The 23,527-nt window shown below is 59.9% G+C and carries 21 protein-coding genes; 13 read left to right on the forward strand and 8 right to left on the reverse strand.

Features of this window, described 5'->3' with window-relative positions; genetic code table 11:
- Positions 1–36: 36 nt before the first annotated feature.
- The 3 genes from IB254_RS22455 to IB254_RS22465 are packed head-to-tail and all read left to right on the forward strand — an operon-like array spanning position 37 to position 2,413.
- Positions 37–789 (forward strand): 5-oxoprolinase subunit PxpA, encoded by a 753-nt coding sequence (locus tag IB254_RS22455; RefSeq protein WP_192419495.1) that lies wholly within the window; start codon positions 37–39, stop codon positions 787–789.
- Positions 786–1,490, forward strand: a complete 705-nt coding sequence (locus IB254_RS22460) for a 5-oxoprolinase subunit B family protein (protein WP_008035061.1) — start codon at positions 786–788, stop codon at positions 1,488–1,490. The genes IB254_RS22455 and IB254_RS22460 overlap by 4 nt, the downstream gene beginning before the upstream one ends.
- Positions 1,487–2,413: a biotin-dependent carboxyltransferase family protein gene (locus IB254_RS22465; RefSeq protein ID WP_192419496.1), complete on the forward strand. Its 927-nt coding sequence runs from the start codon at positions 1,487–1,489 to the stop codon at positions 2,411–2,413. Before IB254_RS22460 ends, IB254_RS22465 begins: the two co-directional genes overlap by 4 nt.
- Positions 2,414–2,533: 120 nt before the next feature.
- Here the strand turns inward: IB254_RS22465 and IB254_RS22470 are convergent, their stop codons facing one another.
- The 3 genes from IB254_RS22470 to IB254_RS22480 all read right to left on the reverse strand — a co-directional run bounded on the left by IB254_RS22470 (position 2,534) and on the right by IB254_RS22480 (position 5,803).
- Positions 2,534–3,712, reverse strand: a complete 1,179-nt coding sequence (locus IB254_RS22470; protein ID WP_008035063.1) for a vWA domain-containing protein — start codon at positions 3,710–3,712, stop codon at positions 2,534–2,536.
- A 26-nt stretch (positions 3,713–3,738) separates the two neighbouring features.
- A complete protein-coding gene (locus tag IB254_RS22475; RefSeq protein WP_010462104.1) occupies positions 3,739–4,584 on the reverse strand; it encodes an AAA family ATPase in 846 nt (281 codons plus the stop codon).
- Positions 4,585–4,726: 142 nt separating this feature from the next.
- On the reverse strand, positions 4,727–5,803 hold the full coding sequence (locus tag IB254_RS22480; protein ID WP_192419498.1) for a DUF748 domain-containing protein: 1,077 nt from the start codon (positions 5,801–5,803) through the stop codon (positions 4,727–4,729).
- Positions 5,804–5,929: 126 nt separating this feature from the next.
- Here IB254_RS22480 and cysK point away from each other — a divergent pair, with 126 nt between their 5' ends.
- Positions 5,930–6,904 (forward strand): cysteine synthase A, encoded by a 975-nt coding sequence (gene cysK, locus IB254_RS22485; protein ID WP_008044885.1) that lies wholly within the window; start codon positions 5,930–5,932, stop codon positions 6,902–6,904.
- Positions 6,905–7,134: 230 nt separating this feature from the next.
- The gene (locus IB254_RS22490) at positions 7,135–8,073 is read left to right on the forward strand and encodes an aspartyl/asparaginyl beta-hydroxylase domain-containing protein (RefSeq protein ID WP_192419500.1); all 939 of its coding nucleotides are present in this window, start codon (positions 7,135–7,137) and stop codon (positions 8,071–8,073) included.
- A gap of 266 nt (positions 8,074–8,339) precedes the next feature.
- Here IB254_RS22490 and IB254_RS22495 read toward each other — a convergent pair whose 3' ends face one another.
- Positions 8,340–8,879, reverse strand: a complete 540-nt coding sequence (locus tag IB254_RS22495; protein WP_192419542.1) for a hypothetical protein — start codon at positions 8,877–8,879, stop codon at positions 8,340–8,342.
- Positions 8,880–9,063: 184 nt separating this feature from the next.
- Between IB254_RS22495 and IB254_RS22500 the strand changes: the two genes are divergently transcribed.
- Both IB254_RS22500 and IB254_RS22505 read left to right on the forward strand, forming a co-directional pair.
- Entirely contained in the window at positions 9,064–9,228 is a 165-nt protein-coding gene (locus IB254_RS22500) for a hypothetical protein (protein ID WP_177318199.1), read from the forward strand.
- A 109-nt stretch (positions 9,229–9,337) separates the two neighbouring features.
- A complete protein-coding gene (locus tag IB254_RS22505) occupies positions 9,338–10,201 on the forward strand; it encodes a DMT family transporter (RefSeq protein WP_192419503.1) in 864 nt (287 codons plus the stop codon).
- A 951-nt stretch (positions 10,202–11,152) separates the two neighbouring features.
- Here IB254_RS22505 and IB254_RS22510 read toward each other — a convergent pair.
- From IB254_RS22510 to IB254_RS22525, 4 genes are all read right to left on the reverse strand, one after another.
- Positions 11,153–12,094, reverse strand: coding sequence for a LysR family transcriptional regulator (locus IB254_RS22510; RefSeq protein ID WP_008029067.1), 942 nt, complete (start codon positions 12,092–12,094; stop codon positions 11,153–11,155).
- 69 nt (positions 12,095–12,163) lie between these two features.
- Positions 12,164–13,693 carry a tripartite tricarboxylate transporter permease gene (locus IB254_RS22515; protein WP_192225918.1) on the reverse strand — a complete coding sequence of 510 codons (1,530 nt, stop codon included), beginning with the start codon at positions 13,691–13,693 and terminating at the stop codon, positions 12,164–12,166.
- The gene (locus IB254_RS22520) at positions 13,690–14,223 is read right to left on the reverse strand and encodes a tripartite tricarboxylate transporter TctB family protein (RefSeq protein WP_192419505.1); all 534 of its coding nucleotides are present in this window, start codon (positions 14,221–14,223) and stop codon (positions 13,690–13,692) included. Before IB254_RS22520 ends, IB254_RS22515 begins: the two co-directional genes overlap by 4 nt.
- 52 nt (positions 14,224–14,275) lie before the next feature.
- Complete coding sequence (locus IB254_RS22525; protein ID WP_192419507.1) at positions 14,276–15,292, reverse strand: Bug family tripartite tricarboxylate transporter substrate binding protein; 1,017 nt, start codon at positions 15,290–15,292, stop codon at positions 14,276–14,278.
- Between the two features lie 560 nt (positions 15,293–15,852).
- On the opposite strand from IB254_RS22525, the gene IB254_RS22530 reads away from it, so the two are divergent.
- The 6 genes from IB254_RS22530 (at position 15,853) to araD1 (ending at position 23,388) form a co-directional block, all read left to right on the forward strand.
- Positions 15,853–17,175 carry an MFS transporter gene (locus IB254_RS22530; RefSeq protein ID WP_008029058.1) on the forward strand — a complete coding sequence of 441 codons (1,323 nt, stop codon included), beginning with the start codon at positions 15,853–15,855 and terminating at the stop codon, positions 17,173–17,175.
- Positions 17,168–18,124 carry an amidohydrolase family protein gene (locus tag IB254_RS22535; protein ID WP_192419509.1) on the forward strand — a complete coding sequence of 319 codons (957 nt, stop codon included), beginning with the start codon at positions 17,168–17,170 and terminating at the stop codon, positions 18,122–18,124. Before IB254_RS22530 ends, IB254_RS22535 begins: the two co-directional genes overlap by 8 nt.
- Positions 18,121–19,125, forward strand: coding sequence for a 4-hydroxythreonine-4-phosphate dehydrogenase PdxA (locus tag IB254_RS22540; RefSeq protein WP_192419511.1), 1,005 nt, complete (start codon positions 18,121–18,123; stop codon positions 19,123–19,125). The genes IB254_RS22535 and IB254_RS22540 overlap by 4 nt, the downstream gene beginning before the upstream one ends.
- A 679-nt stretch (positions 19,126–19,804) precedes the next feature.
- Positions 19,805–21,130 carry an MFS transporter gene (locus IB254_RS22545; protein WP_192419513.1) on the forward strand — a complete coding sequence of 442 codons (1,326 nt, stop codon included), beginning with the start codon at positions 19,805–19,807 and terminating at the stop codon, positions 21,128–21,130.
- Between the two features lie 33 nt (positions 21,131–21,163).
- Complete coding sequence (locus tag IB254_RS22550) at positions 21,164–22,339, forward strand: L-rhamnonate dehydratase (RefSeq protein WP_008043480.1); 1,176 nt, start codon at positions 21,164–21,166, stop codon at positions 22,337–22,339.
- A gap of 53 nt (positions 22,340–22,392) precedes the next feature.
- On the forward strand, positions 22,393–23,388 hold the full coding sequence (gene araD1 / locus IB254_RS22555; protein ID WP_192419514.1) for an AraD1 family protein: 996 nt from the start codon (positions 22,393–22,395) through the stop codon (positions 23,386–23,388).
- Positions 23,389–23,527: the final 139 nt, after the last annotated feature.

The raw sequence follows: 23,527 nt of genomic DNA on the forward strand, positions 1-23,527 counted from the left end.
CATCTGAAAAGAACAGAACCTACAGGAGTGTTCACCGTGAGCCGCCTGCTATTGAACTGCGACATCGGCGAGAGCTACGGCAACTGGACCATGGGTCTGGACGCCGAGATCATGCCCTTCATTGATTGCGCCAACATCGCCTGCGGCTTTCACGCCGGCGACCCGAGCATCATGCGCAAGACCGTCAGCCTGGCCCTGAGCAACGGCGTGCAGATCGGCGCCCATCCGGCCTATCAGGATCTGGTCGGGTTCGGCCGTCGCTCCATGGCGTATACCGCCCAGGAACTTCAGGACATTCTGCACTACCAGATCGGCGCCCTCGACGGCCTCTGCCGGGCGCAGGGCGGGCGTGTCAGCTACGTCAAACCCCACGGTGCGATGTACAACGACATGATGGCCAACCCGGCGCAATTGCGCGCCGTCCTGCAGGCCGTGGCGTCTTATGACAAGACGTTGCCGCTGATGCTGATGGCCACCCGCGACAACAGCGCCGCACAGCGATTGGGTGATGAGTACGGCGTGACGCTGTGGTTCGAAGCGTTCGCCGATCGTGCCTACGACAGCGCCGGCATGCTGGTTTCGCGGCAACTGCCGGGTGCAGTGCATCACGACCCGGAAAAAATCATCGAACAGGCACTGACCATCGCCCGTGGCGACAACCTGACCGCCAGCGATGGCAGCGCCTTGCATTTGCAAGCCAACACTCTGTGCGTGCATGGCGACAACGCCAGTTCGGTGGCGGCCGTGCGGCGCATTCGCGAAGCCCTCGATCAGCAGAGTGCGCCATGAAACTTCGGGTGGAAGTGGTGGCGCTGGATTGCCTGATGGTGCGGCTGTTCGATGAGATCGCCGAAGCCAACATGCCGTGGATGCTCGCTGCCAGCGAAAACCTGCGTGCGGCGTTTGGTGCGCATCTGATCGATCTGGTGCCGTCGTATACGACGTTGATGGTGCATTACGATCTGACCGCATTGAGCCCGGCGCAGGCGCGGGAATTGATCGCCGAAGCACTGATCGATTTGTCGCCCAACACCCGCACCGGGGGCAAATGTCATGTGCTGCCGGTCTGGTATGACGTGAGCGTCGGTCCGGAATTGCGTCTGTTGTCTCAGCGCAGCGGGCTGGCCGTGGAGGAGGTGATCCGCCGCCACAGTGACCGTGAGTATCAGGTGTTCGCCTTGGGCTTCGCGCCGGGTTTTGCCTTTATGGGGTTGGTGGAAGAAGTCCTCGCCGCACCGCGCCTGAATACGCCGCGCAAAAAAGTCGCGGCCGGCAGTGTCGGGATCGCCGAACGGCAAACCGCTGCCTACCCGGTGGTGTCCCCCGGCGGCTGGAACCTGATCGGCCGCACCCCGGCCAAACTGTTCGACCGCGAACGCGATGGCTACAGCCTGATGCAACCGGGCGACACCGTGCGTTTTCAAGCGGTCAGCCACGCCGAGTTCATCAATCTGGGCGGTGACGACACGCCACTGGAGGCGCAGGCATGAGCCGGCTATCGATTGAAGCGAGCACACCGTTGTGCCTGTTGCAGGATTCCGGCCGTTTTGGCGTGCGGCATCTGGGCGTGACCCAGGGCGGCGGGCTGGATTGGCGCTCGATGTCCTGGGCCAACTGGCTGCTGGGCAATGCGCTGGATGCATCGGTGATCGAAATCACCCTCGGCGGATTTATCGTGGTGGCCGAGGACGATTGCTTGCTCGCGCTGGCCGGGGCGGACCTTGGCGCACAGTTGGACGGTCAGGCGCTGGCGCCGTGGCGCAGTTTCAAGCTGCGCAAAGGTCAGCGCCTGCAGTTCACTCAACCACTCCTGGGAGCGCGGGCTTATCTCGCGGCGCCGGGCGGCTTTGATGCGCCGAAGGTGTTGGGCAGCAGCGCGACGGTGGTGCGTGAGGAGCTGGGTGGGCTGGACGGCATGGGGCGGGCGTTAGCCAAAGGTGCGTCGCTGAGCTACTCGGCTGAAGCGCCATTGCTGATGCGCGAGTTGCCTCGCGAACAAGTACCGGACTTCAAATCCGATTTGCCACTGGACGTGGTACTCGGCGCGCAGATCGGCGAATTCAGCGGCCAGAGCTTGTTCGATGCGTTCAACAGCGCCTGGACCCTCGACAGTCGCGCCGACCGCATGGGTATTCGCTTGCTGGGAACGGCGTTGCAATGCCAGGGCAAACCGATGATTTCCGAGGGCATTCCGCTGGGCGCGGTGCAGGTGCCGCCGGACGGGCAGCCGATTGTGCTGCTCAATGATCGGCAGACCATTGGCGGTTATCCGCGACTGGGGGCGTTGACGCCGTTGGCCCTGGCGCGGTTGGCGCAGTGTCTGCCGGGGGCGACGGTGCGGTTGCGGCCGGTGGTGCAGGATGTCGCGCATCGTGAACAGGTCGAGTATTTGCGGCGGTTTTCAGGCCGCTAAAAGCATCGCGAGCAGGCTCACTCCCACAGTTGAACTTCTGCGAACACATAATTTGTGTACGCTCAAAATCCAGTGTGGGAGCGAGCCTGCTCGCGATGGGGCCCTGGCGGGCTGCAAAGATTACTTGGAAAGAAACCGCATCCCTTCTTCAAGCCCCCGCAACGTCAGCGGGTACATCTGGTCATCAATCAAATCCCGAACGATATTGGTCGAGGACGTATAGCCCCACGTATCTTTCGGATACGGGTTGATCCAGATGAGCTTCTTGTACTTCTCCTTGAACCGCTGCATCCACACGTAACCGGCTTCTTCGTTCCAGTGCTCGACGCTGCCGCCGGCCTGGGTGATCTCATAAGGCGCCATCGCCGCGTCACCGATGAAGATCACTTTGTAGTCGGCGCCGTACTTGTGCAGCAGGTCCTGGGTCGACGTGCGCTCGGAGGTGCGGCGCATGTTGTTCTTCCACACCGATTCATAAATGAAGTTGTGGAAGTAGAAGTACTCCAGGTGTTTGAACTCGGTCTTGCAGGCCGAGAACAACTCCTCGCAGATCTTCACGTGCGCATCCATCGAACCGCCGATGTCGAACAGCAGCAACAACTTGACGGTGTTACGCCGCTCCGGCCGCATCTGGATACTCAGCAACCCGGCATCTTTGGCGGTGTGGTCGATGGTGCCATCGATGTCCAGCTCTTCGGCCGCTCCCTGACGGGCGAATTTTCGCAGCCGACGCAGGGCGACCTTGATGTTGCGCGTGCCCAGTTCCACCGAATCGTCGAGGTTCTTGTACTCGCGCTGATCCCAGACCTTGACCGCCTTGCCCTGGCGCTTGCCGGCATCGCCGACCCGAATGCCTTCCGGGTTGAAGCCGCCGGAACCGAACGGGCTGGTGCCTCCGGTGCCGATCCACTTGTTGCCACCGGCGTGGCGTTCTTTCTGTTCTTCCAGGCGTTTCTTGAATTCTTCGATCAGCTTGTCCAGGCCGCCAAGAGATTGGATCGCCGCCCGCTCTTCGTCGGTCAGCGAACGCTCGAATTCCTTGCGCAACCAGTCTTCAGGAATCAGGGCCTGAAGGTGATCGTCGAGTTTCTCCAGGCCATTGAAGTACGCACCGAAAGCCCGGTCGAACTTGTCGAAATGCTTTTCGTCCTTCACCAGAATCGCCCGGGACAAGTAGTAGAACTCGTCCATGTCGGCGAAGGTCACGCGCTGTTTCAGCGCGTTGATCAGGTCCAGCAGCTCGCGCACCGAGACGGGCACCTTGGCTGCGCGCATTTCATTGAACAGGTTGAGCAGCATGGCGTTAGCCCCTACTTAATCAGAGCTTAGCGAGTACCGCGACGACTCATGAACGCCAGGCGCTCAAGCAATTGCACGTCCTGTTCGTTCTTCACCAAGGCACCGGCCAGCGGCGGAATGGCCTTGGTCGGATCGCGTTCGCGCAGCACCGCTTCGCCGATGTTGTCGGCCATCAGCAGCTTCAGCCAGTCCACCAGTTCGGAGGTTGATGGCTTCTTCTTCAGGCCCGGCACCTTGCGCACGTCGAAGAACACGTCCAGCGCTTCGCTGACCAGATCCTTCTTGATGTTCGGGTAGTGCACGTCGACGATTTTCTGCAGCGTGACGCGATCCGGGAAGGCGATGTAGTGGAAGAAGCAGCGGCGCAGGAACGCGTCCGGCAGCTCCTTTTCGTTGTTGGAGGTAATGATGATGATCGGGCGCTTCTTGGCCTTGATGGTCTCGTCGATCTCGTAAACGTAGAACTCCATCTTGTCGAGTTCTTGCAGCAGGTCGTTCGGGAACTCGATGTCGGCCTTGTCGATTTCGTCGATCAGCAGAATCACCCGCTCTTCAGACTCGAAAGCCTCCCAGAGCTTGCCCTTTTTCAGGTAGTTGCGAACGTCATGGACCTTTTCCGTGCCCAGCTGCGAATCGCGCAGGCGGCTGACCGCGTCGTACTCGTACAGGCCCTGATGCGCCTTGGTCGTGGATTTGATGTGCCAGGTGATCAGCTTGGCGCCGAAGGACTCCGCCAACTGCTCGGCCAGCATGGTCTTGCCGGTGCCCGGCTCGCCCTTGACCAGCAGCGGACGCTCCAGGGTGATGGCGGCGTTGACCGCCAGCTTCAAGTCATCGGTGGCGACGTAGGCCTGGGTGCCTTCGAACTTCATCTGCTAATCCTCGAACGGTAACGCCGACCTGACAGGGCAGGGCGGGGCGCAATAATTGTAGTACCCGACTATAACGCGCTGCCCGGTCGACTGTGAACGCAGACGGCTTATTCAGTCTCTGAATGGGGCGTCACATCTTGACTCAGCCCGCCTCCGGCTTTGGCCGTTCATACTGGGCATTGAAGGCCTGGACAAAACCGTTACGTAAAATCTGCAAAAACGCGTGGAACGCGCTGATATCTTGCCGGTGAACGCTGCCACTCAATTCAACGCGTGTTGCAAACTGGTTCTTGCCCTGGTTTTTCAGCACGGTTTCGGAGCCACCGACAATGGCCTCCCAAATGGAGCGGAACAGCCCTTTGTCCTTGTTCTCGACGTCCTGTTGCCAGTTGAAGACATCGACGTCTTTCAGCAGTGGCTTGATGTAGCCAGTCAATTGGGCTTTTTTCGCTTGCGCTTCAATCACTACATCACCATGCCCGGCATTGAAATCGAACTTGCCGTAGGCCGAGGCGAAGTCGTTCATGCGTTTGAGTTCGATGCCCGTGGCGCGTAGTCGGAACTGGAAATCCTCGAAATTGCTCAGCGGATCGAAGGTCGCGCTGGTTTCCAGTGGGGCGTGCCCCAGCAGTAGCGCTTTGCCATCGAACCGTGCGTCGCGCTTGCCTTTCTTGTCGACGACGTTGGTCAGGTTGTAAATGCTCGCGTTCACCTGGGTAGCGTTCATGTTCACGGGGGGCCTGGAATTGAAGTTCCGGAAGCTGATCTTGCCGTCGCTGATCCGCACTTCGTTCAGGGTGATCGGCAGCAATTTCTCCAATTGTGCCCGCCAATCGGTGCCTTCACCGGTCTGGGAGTTTTTCTTGTTGGCGCCGCCGTCGACGAAGTTCACTTCGGGTTTGACGAACTGCGCCTCGGCCACCACGGCGTGGTCATACCAGAGCGAGTGCCAACTGACGGAAAGATCGATCAGCGGCGCATTGACGAAAGGCACCGGGACCTTGCCTTCGACCTTGACGACTTTCAGCCCGTTGATTTTGTAGGCGCCGCGCCACAGGGCCAGGTCCACGTCGGTGATCTGTCCGCGATAGTCACCCATATTCGCCAATCGTTCGTTCAGGTAGTCACGTACCAGATAGGGCAGGGCGATGTGCAGGGCAACCATTAACATGAGGAGGCCGGCGAGGGTCCACAGAGGCCAACTGTATCGACGCTTCATGGCGGCAAATCTCTGGCAGTGTAAAGCGATTGACTGCTGCGCTGGCCGGACGTTCGACTGACTGGACGACCACGGGCAACAGGCATACCGTGGAGGGCTAATTCAACGCTGCATAAGGACCCAGCCATGAGCCGTATCTTTGCTGACAACGCCCATTCCATCGGCAATACGCCGCTGGTGCAGATCAACCGCATTGCGCCGCGTGGCGTGACCATCCTGGCCAAGATCGAGGGGCGCAACCCTGGTTACTCGGTGAAGTGCCGGATTGGCGCGAACATGATCTGGGACGCCGAAAGCACCGGCAAACTCAAGCCTGGCATGACCATTGTCGAACCGACCTCCGGCAACACCGGCATTGGCCTGGCGTTTGTCGCCGCCGCACGGGGCTACAAGTTGGTGCTGACCATGCCAGCGTCCATGAGCATCGAACGGCGCAAGGTGCTCAAGGCGTTGGGCGCCGAACTGGTGCTGACCGAGCCGGCCAAAGGCATGAAAGGTGCGATCGAAAAGGCCACTGAAATGGTTGCCAGCGACCCGTCCCTCTACTTCATGCCGGCGCAATTCGAAAACCCGGCCAACCCGGCCATTCACGAGAAAACCACTGGTCCGGAAATCTGGAACGACACCGACGGTGCCGTTGATGTGCTGGTGGCCGGCGTCGGAACGGGCGGAACCATTACCGGGGTTTCGCGGTATATCAAGAATACCCAGGGCAAACCGATTCTGTCGGTGGCGGTGGAGCCCGTGGTGTCTCCGGTGATCACGCAAGCGCTGGCCGGTGAAGAGATCAAGCCTAGCCCTCACAAGATCCAGGGCATCGGTGCCGGCTTCGTGCCGAAGAACCTCGATCTGTCGATGGTGGACCGGGTCGAGTTGGTCACCGATGACGAATCCAAGGCGATGGCTTTGCGCTTGATGCAGGAGGAAGGGATTTTGTGCGGTATCTCTTGCGGTGCGGCCATGGCTGTGGCCGTGCGCCTGGCCGAAACGCCGGAAATGCAGGGCAAGACCATCGTGGTGATTCTGCCGGACTCCGGTGAACGTTACCTGTCGAGCATGCTGTTCAGCGATCTGTTTACCGAGCAGGAGAATCAGCAGTAATCGTGAACAGATCAAAGCAGTGATGTTTCGATTTTGATCCCGACAAGTGGGCTGATCCAGGTCAGCCCCCGTTCAGGAGACATATGTTAAGAAGTGCGTTGTTGCACAATCTTTAACAGTGAATGTTCAGAAAAGCGGGTTTTGCCCGAGGCCGGTAGTGTTTATCATGGCCGACTGCCACGTCGGGTAAATGGCGTAGTGCAGCGTTGCTAATTCTCAAGGAGTTGTAGATGACCTTTACCATTGCCGCGAAGGCATCGCTGTTGCTGCTGTTCCTCGGCAGTACCCTCTATGTGCACTTGCGCGGCAAGGCGCGATTGCCGGTCTTGCGTCAGTTCGTCAACCACTCCGCTTTGTTCGCACCGTACAACGCCTTGATGTACCTGTTCTCCAGCGTGCCGTCCAAACCCTATCTGGATCGCAGCAAGTTCCCGGAACTTGATGTGCTCAAGGACAATTGGGAAGTCATCCGCGACGAAGCGATGCACCTGTTTGATGAGGGTTACATTCGCGCCGCCGAGAAAAACAACGACGCCGGTTTTGGCTCGTTCTTCAAGAAAGGCTGGAAGCGTTTCTACCTCAAGTGGTACGACAAACCCCTGCCATCGGCCGAAACGCTGTGCCCGAAAACCGTGGCCCTGGTCAGCAGCATTCCCAACGTCAAAGGCGCCATGTTCGCCTTGCTGCCGGGTGGAAGCCATCTCAACCCGCACCGCGATCCGTTTGCCGGTTCCCTGCGTTATCACCTGGGGTTGTCGACGCCGAATTCCGATGATTGCCGCATCTTCGTTGACGGCCAGGTTTACGCCTGGCGTGATGGCGAAGACGTGATGTTCGACGAAACCTATGTGCACTGGGTCAAGAACGAAACCGAGAAGACCCGGGTCATTCTGTTCTGCGACATCGAACGTCCGTTGAGCAACCGCGTCATGACCCGCATCAACCGCTGGATCAGCAGCCTCCTCGGTCGCGCCACTGCGCCGCAGAACCTTGATGACGAGCGTGTCGGCGGGATTAACCGGGCCTACGCCTGGAGCAAGAACTCCAGCGACAAAGTCAGCGGCGTGGTCAAGCAGTGGAAGCGGCGCAATCCTAAAGCCTACCGTGTGCTGCGGCCGGTGCTCGCGGTGGTGGTGTTGACGTTGTTGGGGTATTGGTTGTTTGGGTGAAACCGCACTTTGAATAAAGAACCGCTCCTTGTGAGCGGTTTTTTTATGAGGAAAAGGTAAACGAGGCTCCCGCGAGAACGCCCATCGGCTCTTCTGCTACCGGGTTTGCCAGTGTATCTCTGATGCGACGCAAAACACTTTCTGGCAACTCTGTGGGAGGTCGCCTCGGTGTTGTCTTGATGGGTTGTCTATCTGCAATATTTTTTTCAGCGAGAGCTTTCATTGAATCTCCAGCGTTGATCATTAAATGAGCAGTTGGCCCGATATTAGTCGCACTCCATAAGCATCACAAGCCGACCCTCTGTGTCGAATTCAAAACCAAGCTGCTGATAGATGGCGATGGCACCCTTTACAGGTTCCTGTATTTCGATCTGTCTGCAGCCAATGATTTGTGCAAAGTGAGTAACAGCAGTCAGTGCGAGCGAAGCAATCAGACTTTTCAGGGGATGACCTCTTTCTGGATTACCCTCCAATCGCACGATCTTTACTCGTTGACGACTCTGGTTTGGATTCGCAAAACACAGCCCGCATAACTCCAGATCAAACCAGATCGCCAGATCAAAACACATCGGCTCTTTTGCCTTCCATCCAACGACCTCATTCCATGAATAGTGCGGATCATTCCAGTGCTGGAACGCATTCAATGCCTGTGCGTTGATTGGTTCGAAACGAATCCTGGAAAAATCGAAGCCGACTTGCCCTCCATGCTCCAGATCTTGATGAAGTCGGGATAGGGTGGCAATTGCCAGTTTTCGAGCATTTGATCTGTACAGCTGATACCGAAGTTGAGTCCGTTCCCTTGGCATTGAATCTTTGTCATTCCATATTCCCACTATCGGGCGTTTGCTTTCCTCTCCAAGGTAGAACGCGGAGAACAACCTGTATCTACTGGCCCTTTGTCCAAGTCATTGCAATCCATGTCGAGCGCTGGTTATAGTCAGCGCTCGGTGATTTCCATTCACCGTCCATCCCATCAAAAAAGATCAGCCCATGCCTGCTTCCCTCATCAACGCGGTAGTCGATTCAGCGGTCCACGCTGGCGTCGTGCCGTGCGGGGATCAGCAGCCTGCGCAGATCAGTCATTACCCCCCACCTGTCCGTAGCACGCCGGTGTACGCAGTCGTATCACCGCCGGGCGTTGGCGTTTCGGGCTGATCAGCTTTCCCTGCTGTTCCCATGCCCTTCTAAAAGCGTTCGCCTGAAAAACTACTGGATTTCAGCTTCGGCTGAGTTGGCTTTTTATGCCTGACTACAGGTGGTATTCATGTTTGTCCTTTCGAAAAAATCCGCGCTCGCGGCGGCGTCCACGAGCCTGTTCGTTTTGCTGTGGAGCAGCGGGGCGATCTTCTCCAAATGGGGCCTGGCCCACGCGTCGCCCTTCGCTTTTTTGCTGATTCGTTTCGCCATCGCGCTTTGTGGATTGGTGCTGCTGGTGCCATTGCTCAAGCTGAAACTGCCCAAGGGTGGCAAGCCGATGCTGTATGCGATGGCCACTGGTGTGGTGTTGCTGGGCGCTTATCAGATTTTCTATCTGCTGGCCCTGGACCTGAAGGTCACGCCGGGCGTGATGGCCACGATCATGGGCGTGCAGCCCATCCTCACGGTGGTGATCATGGAGCGCCAGCGCTCAGCGAACCGGGTGTTCGGTTTGATGCTGGGTTTGGCCGGATTGATCATGGTGGTGTATCAGGGCATTGGTCTGGCTGGCATGTCGCTGGCCGGGATGTTTTTCGGTTTGCTGGCGTTGGCGAGCATGACGTTCGGTTCGATCATGCAGAAACGCATCACCGATAATCCCCTCGGTACGCTGCCGGTGCAGTATCTGGCGGGGCTGTTGTTGTGCGGGATTTTCGTGCCGTTCCAGCCCTTTTACTTTGAACGCAGCAGCGGTTTCATCGTGCCGGTGTTGTGGATGGGGCTGGTGGTGTCGGTGTTGGCGACGTTGTTGCTGTATCGGCTGATCGCCCGGGGCAATCTGGTGAATGTCACCAGTCTGTTCTATCTGGTGCCGGCGGTGACGGCGGTGATGGATTATCTGTTTTTCGGCAACCAACTTGCGGTGTTGAGCATGGTGGGGATGGTGCTGATTATTGTTGGTCTGGGGGTTGTGTTTCGTCAGGCGGGGTAGAGCGGTTGGGGGCATATCCGTTTTTTTTTGAGGGCTGATATTGGTTCCGCCCTTACGGCGGGTCACTTGGAAAAGCGCCAAGTAACCAAGCGCTCTTGCCCCTTTCGTTCGGTGCCTCGCCTAGGCTCGGCATGCCCTCGCTCCGGTCCTGCTCCGTGGGCCCGCCGCCATCGGCCATCCCTGGCCGGGGGCGGCTAACCCGGCATCCATGCCGGGTTGCCCACTGCGCAGAACCTGCACTCGGCCTCTCGAGGGGGCGCTCAGATCAAAAGCTGAAGGCGAGCTAACGCTCGGCCTGATGAGTGGTGAAAATCAAAAGCAAACGCGATTTCCTGTAGGAGCCGGCTTGCCGGCGAAAAGCGTCTGGGCGACGCGTTCATTCAGACAGCCCGCGTTATTGTTGACGTCCATCGCTGGCAAGCCAGCTCCTACAATTTTGAATCGTGTGAACCCAATCCCGTGTAGGAGCCGGCTTGCTGGCGAAAAGCGTCTGAGCAACGCGTTCATTCAGACAGTACGCGTTATCGTTGACGTCCATCGCCAGCAAGCCGGCTCCTACAGGGGGTGGTGTACAGATTCGGAATGGGTGAGCGCAGCAGAGAAGGACAACGCGTACCCCCAAAGAGCCAGGTCGGCTTTCAGGCCGCCTCGGCGGCTGTGGCGGTAGTCGCCCCCTCGAGAGGCTGAGTGGAGGTTCTGCGCAGTGGGCAACCCGGCATGGATGCCGGGTTAGCCGCCCCCGGCCATGGATGGCCGATGGCGGCGGGCCCACGGAGCAGGACCGGAGCGAGGGCATGCCGAGCATTAGCGAGGCACCGAACGAAAGGGGCAAGAGCCCTTTGGTTACTTTGGGGCTTTTCCAAAGTGACTCGCCGTAAGGGCGAAACCAATAGCCGCCGTTACAAAAACAACGGATATGTACTCCGACCAAAAAAACCAATCAAAGCCCGCCTACTTACTCAAAGCATGCTCAGCCCGCACCGAATTCATAAACGCCTGCATCGCCGAAGACTGAATACGATGACGCCGGGTAATCAACCCATACGGCGGCAACCGCGCTTCAAACTTGATCGGCAACACCGCCAGCAAATCACGCCCCGGATAATCCTCGACCACCGACACCGGCGTGACGCCGAGCATGTCGGTCTGCTGGATCAACGACAGCAAGGTCATGATCGACGTGGTCTCGACGATGCTGCTGGGAATGTCGACCCGCGCATTGTGGAACACCTGATTGATGATCGCGCGCATCGGGCTCGGTTGCTGTTGCAACACCCAGGTCATGTTCTGCAATTCCGCCCAGCTCAGGTTCTTCTCCCGCGCCAATGGATTCTGCGCACCGGCAATCACGCACAGCTCCTCTTCACCCAAGCTGTCGAACAGCAATTCTTCGGCCCGCGCACCCGCCGGAATCCGCCCCAACACAATGTCGAGCTGATCCTGCAACAGTGCCTGCACCAGTACATCACTGGTATCGACCTGAATACTCATCGACAACCGTGGATGGCTTTTCTTCAAGGTGGCGATGGTGCGAGTCAGCAACCCCGAGGCCAATGCCGGAATCGCCCCGACGGCGACCCGCCCGAGGTTGCCGGATTCCAGGGCGACCAGTTCTTCTCGCATGCCGCTGAGTTCGGCAAACACCATGCGCGCGTAGTAGATGACGGTCTCACCGAACGGGGTAGAGCGCATGCCCCGAGGCAGACGCTCGAAGAGTTCGACGCCGAGCAAGTCCTCGGCCTCGTGCAACATCTTGGTCGCCGCCGGTTGGGTCATGCCGATGTGGTCGGCGGCGCGGCGCAGCGAGCCTAATTCCTGCAACGCCAGCATCAGCCGCAATTGGCGCAGACGCAGTCGACTGTGGATCACATTGGCATCAGGAATTCGGGTCATGGGCCGCGCTCGCGAAAAAGACTGCGGCAAGCCTGACAACAAATGTCAGGCGTTGCCAGCATTGCCGTGTCACAGCACCGATTTGGTCTTGGCGACGTGGGGTTTGCGCAGGCCCATCAGGCTGCTCAACCCTTTGGAAATCAGCGGCCAGAACAGCATCAGCAGCGCCGCCGTGGTCAGGCTGCCCACCAGCGGGTTGGACCAGAAAATCCCCAAGTGGCCGTCAGAAAACAGCATCGATTGACGGAACGCATCTTCAGCCTTGTCGCCCAGCACTGCCGCCAACACCAGCGGCGCAATCGGGTAACCGAGTTTCTTGAACAAGTAACCCAGCGCGCCGAAGCCCAGCATCAGCACCACGTCGAAGAACGAGTTGTGCACCGAGTAGGCACCGATGGCGCAGACCATGATGATGATCGGCGCAATGATCGAGAACGGAATGCGCAGGATCGAGGCGAACAGCGGCACGGTAGCCAGCACCACGATCAGGCTCACCACATTGCCCAGGTACATGCTCGCAATCAGGCCCCAGACAAAATCGTGCTGCTCGACGAACAACGTCGGGCCAGGGTGCAAGCCCCAGATCATCAAGCCACCGAGCATCACCGCTGCCGTAGCAGAACCGGGAATGCCCAAGGTCAGCATTGGCAGCAGGGCGCTGGTGCCGGCGGCATGGTCGGCGGTTTCCGGAGCGATCACGCCTTCGAGTTCACCCTTGCCGAAGTTCTCGCGATTCTTCGAAAAACGCCGCGCCAGGCTGTAGCTCATGAACGAGGCCGCCGTCGGCCCGCCCGGCGTGATGCCCATCCAGCAACCGACCAGCGTGCTGCGCACAATCGTCCACCAGTAACGCGGCAACTTGGCCCAGGTACGCAGTATCACCATCGGCGTAATGCGCGCATGCTCGCCGCGAAACACCAGGCCTTCCTCGACCGTGCAAAGGATTTCGCCGATGCCGAACAGGCCGATCACCGCCACTTCGAAGCTGATGCCGGTCATCAGGATCGGCTGGTCGAAGGTCAGGCGCAGGTTGCCGGACACGGTGTCCATGCCGACCGCCGCCATGGCGAAACCGATCATCATCGCCACCACGGTTTTCAGCGGCGGGTTCTTGCTCATGCCGATGAAGGTGCAGAACGCCAACAGGTACACCGCGAAGAACTCTGGTGAACTGAACGACATGGCGAATGCGGCGATCTTGGTCGATAGAAAGGTCAGCAACAACACCCCGGCCAGCGCACCGATCAGTGCCGAACTGAAGGCGGCGGTGAGGGCTTCGGCGGCGCGGCCTTCGCGGGCCATCGGGTAGCCGTCGAAGGTCGTCGCCACCGATGAGGGCTCGCCGGGGATGTTGAACAGGATCGAGGTGATCGAGCCGCCGAACAGCGCACCCCAATACATGCACGACAGCAGAATGATCGCCGACACCGGCGACATGGTGAACGTCAGCGGCAGCAACAACGCCACGCCGTTGGGGGCACCGAGGCCGGGCAGTACGCCGACCAGAATGCCCAGCAGCACGCCGATCACCATCAGGCCGATGTGGCCCGGGGTCAGGATCAGGTTCATGCCTTGCAGCAGGGAATCGAACTCGCTCATTTGAAATGTCTCCCGGCCAGGGCAATCCAGTCGCCCATCGGGCCGGCATCCAGCGGGACCTTGAACCACAGCGCGAAAATCAGGTAGCTGGCCAGCACCGCGCCGAGGGAAACGCTGCCGATCATCAGTTTGCCGTAAGGCTTGGCGCGGACCTTGTCACGCCACATGAACCAGGCGATGAAGCAGGCCGACGCCACGTAGATGCCGGTGAATGGCATGGCGCCCACGAACAGCGCAATCGGGATGAACACCGACAACACTTGCTTGAACGCACTGCGGCTGACGAATGCAATGCTCAGGGCGTGCCAGCGCACCAGGGTCAACACGCCGTTGGCCACGCTTGCGGCGCTGAGCATCAGGCCGATGTAGAAGGGGAAGTAACCCGGCTCGGGGCCGGAATCGCCCCAGCCGATACCTTGTTCGACACTGCCGAACATCACCACCACGCCGATCAGCGCAGTGAAGACAGCCAAGCCGAGTTCGACCCAGCGGGTACCGACCAGCGCCGGTGAATCCGAAGAATGGGACATGAGGACACCTCCAGAGGTGACGGCCGTGCGCAGGCGGACGGCCGTCGGCAACTCAGTTTTTCAGCCAGCCGGCTTCTTTGAACACCGGGGTGACGCGGGCGGTGTCTTTCTCAATGTAGGCGGTCAGCGGCTCGCCTTCGAGGAAGGTGGGCACCAGTGCGTTCTGTTTGACGTAGGCCTTGAACTCCGGGGTTTCGGTGACTTTGCGCATCAGCTCGACATAGAACGCCCGCTGTTCGGCGGTGACTTCGCCGGGCATGAATACGGTACGCGGGAAGCGGTACTGATCGATGCCCAGGCCCTGCTCGTGACAGGTCGGCACGTCGGCCCAGGATTTGTCGCCGGCGACTTTCTCGGTGTAGCTCATGCGCTCTTTACTGAACACGCACAGTGGCTCGACCTGATCACCGCGCCATTGGCTGATGCTTTCGCTGGGGTTGTTGACGTTGGCGGCGATGTGTTTGCCGGCCAGTTGGGTCGCGGCTTCGCTGCCGCTCTTGAACGGGATGTACACCAGTTTGCTGTGAGTGGTCTGGTTCAACAGCAGGGTGAGGGTCTGGTCCACGTCCTTGGACTGGCTGCCGCCCATGCGCAGGTTCGACGGGTCAGCCTTGACCGCTTCGTAGAAGCCCTTGGCGTCCTTCCACGGTGCGTCTTTGTAGCTCCAGAGAATGAAATCGTCCTCGGCCACTGCGGCGATGGGGGTCAGTTCCTGCCATTGGTAGCCGAGCTTGGACACCAGCGGCAACAGGTAGATGTTGTTGGTGCCGATCACCAGTTTTTCCGGATCGCCCTTGTTCATTTTCAGGTCGAGGAACGCTTCGGCGCCATTCCCGCCGCCCTTGTTGAGGACGATGGTATTCACGTCGAGCAGCTTGTGGGTGGTAATGATCGACTGGATCAAACGGCCGAGCTGGTCGGTGCCGCCACCGGGACCGCCAGCGACGACGATTTCGACGTTCTTGTCCGGTTGCCAGGCGGCGTGGGCCAGGGCGGGTAGGGCGCCGGCGGCGATCAGTGTGCAGCCAAGAAACAGACGGGATGTGCGACGGACGAATGCATTTCGCATGGAAGGGCCTCGTTTTTGTAGTTGTTATGAGTGACTTGTCAGAGCGGTAAAGCTGCAAGCCTGGCCCGAGTGTGGGAAGCCGCAGGCGTCGCGTCTAGTCAAAACAATACATACACCGATAGCCTGGGGTTATAGCTCGGCACGGGAAAAATCGTGATGATCGCCGCAGGCCTTGCGCCAGAGCAGTTTGAGTGGAAAGTGTATGCAGGCCTTATCCATTGAAAGCCCCCTGAAAGCAGGGCATGACATAACCCGAGGCTATCGCCTTATTTCAAGTTTTGATTAGACGGTTATCAGTGAGCCTTCGATAGTGCTCACCAATGCCGTGAAAACGCGGCAAAACGCGAACCCTGTAGGAGCCGGCTTGCCGGCGATAGCGGAATGTCAGGCGCCATCAATATCGATTGATGCACCTCCATCACTGTAGGAGCCGGCTTGCTGGCGATAGCGGTGTATCAGTCAACATTGATAGCGCCTGACCCACCGCAATCGCCAGCAAGCCGGCTCCTACAGGTCAGCGTTTGCAACTTCACAAAAATAATAAATTCGAGGTACGCACCATGGCTCGTTCCAGTGCTTCCCTGCAATTACCCGCCGCAGCGGCCACACCGCTGACCGGCACCACCAAGGCCAGCAATGTGCGCTGGCGGATCTTCGCGATCATCTTCGCGTTGACCATGGTCAACCTCATCGACCGGGTGTCGCTGTCCATTGCGATGCCGACCATCGCCCATGAGTTTTCCCTGTCGCCGAGCATGCAAGGCCTGATCCTCAGCAGCTTCTTCTGGGCCTATGCGCTGTTGCAGATTCCCGGCGGCTGGATGATCGACCGCTTCGGCCCGCACCGGGTCATCAGTTGGTCCACCGGGTTGTGGGGGACGTTTCAAGTGTTGGCGGCATTTGCCACGGGCGGCTTGTCATTGTTGTTCGCACGCGTTGCACTCGGTGCTGCCGAGGCTCCCTTGTTCCCGTCGGGTGGCAAGCTGATTTCCTTGTGGCTGGCGCCAAGCGAGCGCAGTCGCGGCGCGGTGCTGATGGACAGCGGCAGCCCGTTGGGCGTGGCGTTGGGCGGGCTAATCATTGCTTATCTGATCGCGTCGCTGGACTCATGGCGCCTGGCGTTCGTGATCGCCGGTATCGCGACGCTGGTACTGGCCTGGCTGGCGCGTCGGTATTTGCGCGATGACCCGGCCAGCCACCCGCAAGTGAATGCCGAAGAACTCGAGAAGATCAACGCCGGGCGCGCCACGCCGGCAGCCGAAGCGGCGCGGGTGCCGGTCAAAGGCCTGGGCATTGCGGCGCGTTCCCTGAGCGGTTTGCTGATCGGCCGCGCCAGTTGGGCGATGGTGTATTTCGGTTTGCTGACCTGGGGGCCGAGTTATCTGGCGCAGGCTCGCGGCTTCGATATCAAGGGCATTGGCGCGGCGACGTTCGTGATTTTCGTCTGCGGCGCGCTTGGCTCGTTGACCGGTGGTTTCCTCTGCGACGGGCTGATCCGCAAAGGTGTCAGCCGTGGTGTGGCGGTCAAGAGCCTGCTGGCGTTTTCCGGCCTGGTGGCACTCGGCGCGTTCCTGTTGTTGCCGACCCTGACTAACCCTTTTGCCGCCGTGGCGTTGTTGGCCATGACTGCGTTTTTCCTGATGTGGGGCAGCCTCTACTGGAGCTTCCCGGCATTGCTGGCGGCGCCGGCGCGGGTCGGCCTGATCGGCGGTGTGATGAACATGGCCGGCAGTACGGGCGGGATTGCGGTGCCGATCCTGGTCGGCGTGATCCTGCAAATGGCCGGTGGATTCGCGCCGGTGCTGGGGTTCTTTGCGGCGTGTTCGGCGGTCTTCGTTTTCGCCACGTTGTTCATCAGCCTCGACGAGGTGCGCCATGACTGAGTTGTATACGGGCCCGATCATCGACGCCCATCACCACTTCTGGGACCCGACGATCAATCACCATCCGTGGCTCGCGCCTGAAGCCAGGATTCCGTTTCGCTACGGCGACTACAGCGCGATCAAGCGGCGCTATTTTCCCGACGATTACTTCGCCGATGCCGGTCCGCATAACGTCGTGCGAACGGTGTACATCGAGACCGAATGGGACCCGCAAGACCCGATTGGCGAAACCCGATTCATTGAAGGTTTGGCGGCGCGTTATGGCGTACCCAATGCAATCGTCGCGCAGGCCTGGCTCGATCATCCGGACGCCATCGCGGTGCTCACCGAGCAGGCGAGTTTCAAGTGTGTACGCAGCGTGCGCCACAAACCCGGTGGCCCGACTTCGACGGCGCAGGTTGGCCATCTTCGCAGCCTGATGAGCGAAGAACACTGGCGCCGCAGTTACGCCGCGCTGCAAGGGCTGGGGCTGCATTTCGATTTGCAGACACCCTGGTGGAACCTCTACGAAGCCGAACGGCTGGCCCGGGACTTTCCCGGCACCACGCTGATTCTCAACCACGCCGGGTTGCCTAATGACCGCAGCGCCGAAGGCCTGGCGGGATGGCGTCTGGCGATGGCACGACTGGCCGAGTGGCCGAACGTGCAGGTGAAGGTTTCCGGCCTGGGCCTGAAAGGGCAGGCGTGGCGCGCCAAAGACAATGCCTGGATCGTGCGCGAAGTGATCGCCATGTTCGGCACCGACCGCGTGATGTTCGCCAGCAATTTTCCGGTGGACAGCCTGTGCGGCTCGTTCGACGACATCTACAGCGGTTTCAAATCCATCGTTGCTGACCTGCCATGGGCGGATCAGGAGCGCCTGTTCTACAGCAACGCGCAGCGGGTTTATCGCTGCGAGCCTAGCGCCATTGACCGTACATGGCCCGAACCCTTGAGGAGTGAAGCATGAGCAAGACAACCATCGCCATGGTCCTGGGCGACCCGGCGGGCATCGGCCCGGAACTGATCGCACGCCTGCTCGCCGAGCCTCAGGTTCGCAGCCAGGCCAACGTGATCCTGATTGCCGACGAGGCGGAAATGCGGCGCGGCATGCGTATCGCCGGGGTGGAGTTTCCGTACCGTCGCGTCGAGTCGCTGGATCAGCTGTCATTTGTCGATGACACGCCGTTGTTCTTTGACTTTCGCGGCGACACCATCGGCGAGTTTCCACGCAGTGAAGCCAGCGTCATCGGCGGCCGCTACAGTCTCGACACCCTGGAAAAAGCCCTGCGTCTCACCGAGGCCGGCACCACTGGCGCCGTGCTATTCGGGCCGCTGAACAAGACCTCGCTGCACATGGCCGGCATGGCCCACAACGACGAGTTGCACTGGTTCGCCGAGCTGCTGGATTTTCACGGGCCGTTCTGCGAATTCAATGTGCTCGACAACCTCTGGACATCGCGGGTGACCTCGCATGTGGCGCTGTCGGAGGTGCCGGGCATGCTGTCGCAAGCGCGGGTGGTGGAAGCGATCCAGCTGATCGACACCGCGCTCAAACGCAACGGTCTGGCGAAACCGCGCATCGGCGTTTGTGGCTTGAACCCGCATAACGGCGACAACGGCTCGTTCGGTCGCGAAGAGCTGGACATCATCGGTCCGGCCGTACGTTCGGTGCAGGCGTTGGGGATTGCGGCGGAAGGGCCGTATCCGGGCGACACGATTTTCCTCAAGGTGCAGGGCGATGCGAGCGCCTTTGACGCGGTGGTGACGATGTACCACGACCAAGGACAGATCGCGATCAAGTTGATGGGCTTCTCCCGTGGGGTGACGGTGCAGGGTGGCTTGCCTATCCCGATCACCACACCCGCCCATGGCACCGCGTTTGATATCGCCGGCCAGGGCAAAGCCAACCCCGGCGCGATCCGCCAGGCGTTCGAAATCGCCTGCCGCATGGGCACCAACCACTACTGACACGCCGCCAAACCCACCGACACACCGCAAAACTAACTGACACACCGCAACTCCCTGTAGGAGCCGGCTTGCTGGCGATAGCGATCCGACAGACACCCATAAGGCGACTGTCAGACCTCAATCGTCGGAACGCCGCCCGCAGCAAGCCGGCTCCTACAGTGGATGGTGGTGTTGCCAGTATTTGTGAACCATGCAAAACCCTGTAGGAGCTGGCTTGCTGGCGATGAGGGCCTGACAGACACACATAAAGTGACTGTCAGACCTCAATCGTCGGAACGCCGCCCGCAGCAAGCCGGCTCCTACAGTAATGCGTGGTGCTGCCAGGTTGTTCAATCAACGCAAAACCCCATGTGGGAGCGAGCCTGCTCGCGATAGCGCTCTATCAGTCACTGCAATGTGCCTGTCAGATCGCCTTCGCGAGCAGGCTCGCTCCCACAGTTGTTTTTTGGGGGGGGCGCCTGATAACTCGATCTAGGCAATAACCGCACTTACCTATCACCCCAGGTTATCGATGGATGTGCATAAGTGATTATCCGCCGCCCTGTGCGCTGGCTAAAGTCGCTCCATCGAATGACCAGAGCCGGCCACCCGAGCCGCCTCGATCGCACGATTCAACAACTACAAAAAGCCCGCCTTGTCACTTCCGCAAGGCACATACCGGCAGCAAAGGAACCTTCAAATGACTCGTCCAGATTTAGCCCTGGCTCTGTCCAGTGCCATCTCCAAAAGCCGGCTGCGTCTGCTGCCGTTTCTGATCCTGATGTACATCCTCGCCTTCATCGATCGCTCCAACGTCGGCTTCGCCAAAGCCGCGTTGCAGGCCGACACCGGTTTGGGCGATGCCGCATTCGCGTTCGGCGCGAGCATCTTCTTCATCGGCTACGCGTTCTTCGAAGTGCCGAGCAACTACATGTTGCACCGCCTGGGCGCGAAGGTCTGGCTGTGCCGGATCATGGTCACCTGGGGCCTGGTGTCGGCGGCAATGATGTTCGCCCACAACGCCGAAACCTTTTACGTCCTGCGCTTCCTGCTGGGTGTCGCCGAAGCCGGCTTCTTCCCGGGGATCATCCTTTACCTCACCTACTGGTTCCCGGCACAAAGCCGTGGTCAGGCGCTCGGCCTGTTCTATTTCGGACTGCCGTTGGCGCTGGTGCTGGGCAGCCCGCTGTCGGGCTGGTTGCTGGACTTCCACGGTGTGTTCGGCCTGACCAACTGGCAGTGGCTGTTCGTCGTCGAAGGCCTGATGGCGTCGGTAGTCGGCATCGCCGCGTACTTCTACCTGGTCAACCGTCCGGCCGATGCCCGCTGGTTGAGCGTCGATGAAAAGCAGGCGCTGCAAACCGCGCTCAGCGAAGAAGACGCGAAGAAAAAAGACAGCAGCCCCCATGGTTTTCTCAGTGCGCTGCGCAACCCTCGGGTGCTGCAATTCTGCCTGGCGTATTTCACCATTCAGATGAGCGTGTACGGCGTGGTGTTTTACCTGCCGACGCGCATCGCCGGGCTGCTCGACGGCCACGTCGGCCTCAACGTCGGCCTGATCACCGCGATTCCGTGGATCTGCGCCCTGGTCGTGACCCGTCTCGTCACTCGCTACGCCGACCGCACCGGGCAACATCGTCGCCTCGCCGTGTGCATGCTGACCATGGCCGCGCTCGGCATCGCCGCCTCGGCGCTGGGCACCAGCATGGTTCCGGTGGTCATCGCCTTCTGTTTCGCCGCTGCCGGTTTCGTCTCGGTGCAGCCACTGTTCTGGACCATTCCCACCAGCTACCTCAGCGGTGCCGCCGCAGCCGGCGGGATCGCCCTGATCAACTCCATCGGCAACCTCGGCGGTTTTGTCGCGCCGAACCTGAAAACCGTGATGGAAACCAGCTTCGCCGACCCCCGCGCCGGCATGTTCGCCCTGGCCCTGGTCGGCATTGTCGGCGCCGTCCTGTTGTCCCGACTTCGCAGCACCCACACCCCTAAATCCCCCTCGCAGCTCACACCGGCTCAGGTTGGCTGATCACTACCCAAGCGTTAGCAAGGAATTGAATTCATGAAAATCAAAGCAATCCGTACCCGCGTTTTCGAGTGGAAAGGCAAAGTCGTCCCACCACAAGCGCACTTCTGCACCAACGCCAGCGACATCCTGTTCGAACGTGGCGACGCCATGGGTTCGTTCCGTTTCCACGGCTGGCTGGTGGTGGAAGTCGAGACCGACACCGGTCTCGTCGGCATCGGTAACTGCGCCCTGGCGCCGCGTGTGGCCAAGGAAATCATCGACACCTACCTTGCACCGATTGCAATTGGCGAAGACCCGTTCGACAACGAATACATCTGGCAGAAGATGTACCGCCAGAGCCACGCCTGGGGCCGTAAAGGCATCGGCATGGCGGCGATCTCGGCAATCGACATCGCGATCTGGGACATCATGGGCAAAGCGGTCAACAAACCGGTGTTCAAGTTGCTCGGTGGCCGCACCAAGGAAAAGATCTGGACCTACGCCTCCAAGCTCTACGCCAACGACAACCTCGACCTGTTCCTCGAAGAAGCCCAGGGCTATCTGAACCAGGGTTTCACCGCGCTGAAAATGCGCTTCGGCTACGGCCCGAAAGATGGCCCGGCGGGCATGCGCAAGAACATCGAACAAGTGCGCGCACTGCGTGAACTGGCCGGCCCGGACATCGACATCATGCTCGAGTGCTACATGGGCTGGACCCTGGAATACGCACGGCGCATGTTGCCGAAACTCGCCGAATTCGAACCGCGCTGGCTCGAAGAACCGGTGATCGCCGACGACATCGAAGGCTACATCGAGCTGAAAAAAATGGGGATCATGCCGATCTCCGGTGGCGAGCACGAATTCACCTCCTACGGCTTCAAAGACCTGCTGGAACGCCGCGCCGTCGACGTGATCCAGTACGACACCAACCGTGTGGGCGGCATCACCGCCGCGCGCAAGATCAACGCGATGGCCGAAGCCTGGTCGGTGCCGGTGATTCCGCACGCGGGGCAGATGCACAACTATCACCTGACCATGTCTACCACCGCCTCACCGATGGCCGAGTTCTTCCCGGTCTTCGATGTCGAGGTCGGCAACGAACTCTTCTACTACGTGTTCAAGGGCGAGCCGCAACCGGTCAACGGCTACATCCAGCTCGACGACAACAAGCCGGGCCTGGGCCTGGAAATCTCCGATGAATACCTGAGCGACTTCAACATCATCGAGTGACCTTGAGGCGCCGCTCGTGAGCGGCGCCATTCACGACTTTCTGGAGGGCCGACATGCGCCTGATTCAATTTGAAAACACTGCCGGCGAGCGCCAGGTCGGCGTCGTCGAGGGCTCGCAGGTCCAGGTGCTCAAAGGCACCCGCAGCACTCGTGAACTGGCTCTCGCGGCGATCCGCGCCCAACGCAGCCTGCAAGAAGAAGTGGCCCAACGCGGCACTGAGCCTGGCCCGGATTACGCGCAACTGTTGCAGCAGGGCAAAGTCCTGCCGCCGCTGGATCACGAAGACCCGGCGCACTGCCTGATCAGCGGCACCGGCCTGACTCACCTCGGCAGTGCCTCGGCGCGGGACAAAATGCACCAGCAGGATGGCGCCGTTGAAGCCGGCATGACCGACACCATGCGCATTTTCAAGTGGGGCCTGGAGGGTGGCAAACCCGCAGCCGGACAGGTTGGTGCGCAGCCGGAATGGTTCTACAAGGGCGACGGCAGCATCGTCGTGCGCCCCGGTGCGGATTTCCCGGTGCCACCGTTTGCCGAAGACGCCGGTGAAGAGCCGGAACTGACCGGTCTCTACGTGATTGGCGATGACGGGCAGCCGTACCGCGTCGGTTATGCCTTGGGCAACGAGTTCTCCGATCATGTCATGGAGCGGCGCAATTACCTGTACCTCGCGCACTCGAAACTGCGTTTCTGTGCCTACGGTCCGGAGCTGCGTGTCGGTGAATTGCCTAAACACCTGGCGGGCACCAGCCGCATCATCCGCAACGGTGAAACCCTCTGGGAAAAAGAGTTTCTCAGCGGCGAAGACAACATGTGCCACAGCCTCGCCAACCTCGAATTCCATCACTTCAAATACGCGCAGTTTTTGCGTCCGGGCGATGTCCACGTGCATTACTTCGGCACCGCGACGCTGTCGTTTGCCGACGGCGTGAAAACCCAGCCGGGGGATCGCTTCCAGATCAGCCTCGACGCGTTTGGCGCACCGTTGGAAAACGGCATCGGCGAAAGCGCCCAGCCGTTGGCCATCGGCCAGATTCGCGCCCTCTAAAAACTGGCGGAACGCTTGATCCCTGTAGGAGCCGGCTTGCTGGCGATAGCGATCCGACAGACACACATAAAGTGACTGTCAGACCGCTATCGCCAGCAAGCCGGCTCCTACAGGTCCGTGCTAATTGATCAGGAATTAC

The sequence above is a fragment of the Pseudomonas sp. PDM03 genome (genome assembly GCF_014852385.1).
Taxonomy (GTDB): Bacteria; Pseudomonadota; Gammaproteobacteria; order Pseudomonadales; family Pseudomonadaceae; genus Aquipseudomonas; species Aquipseudomonas migulae.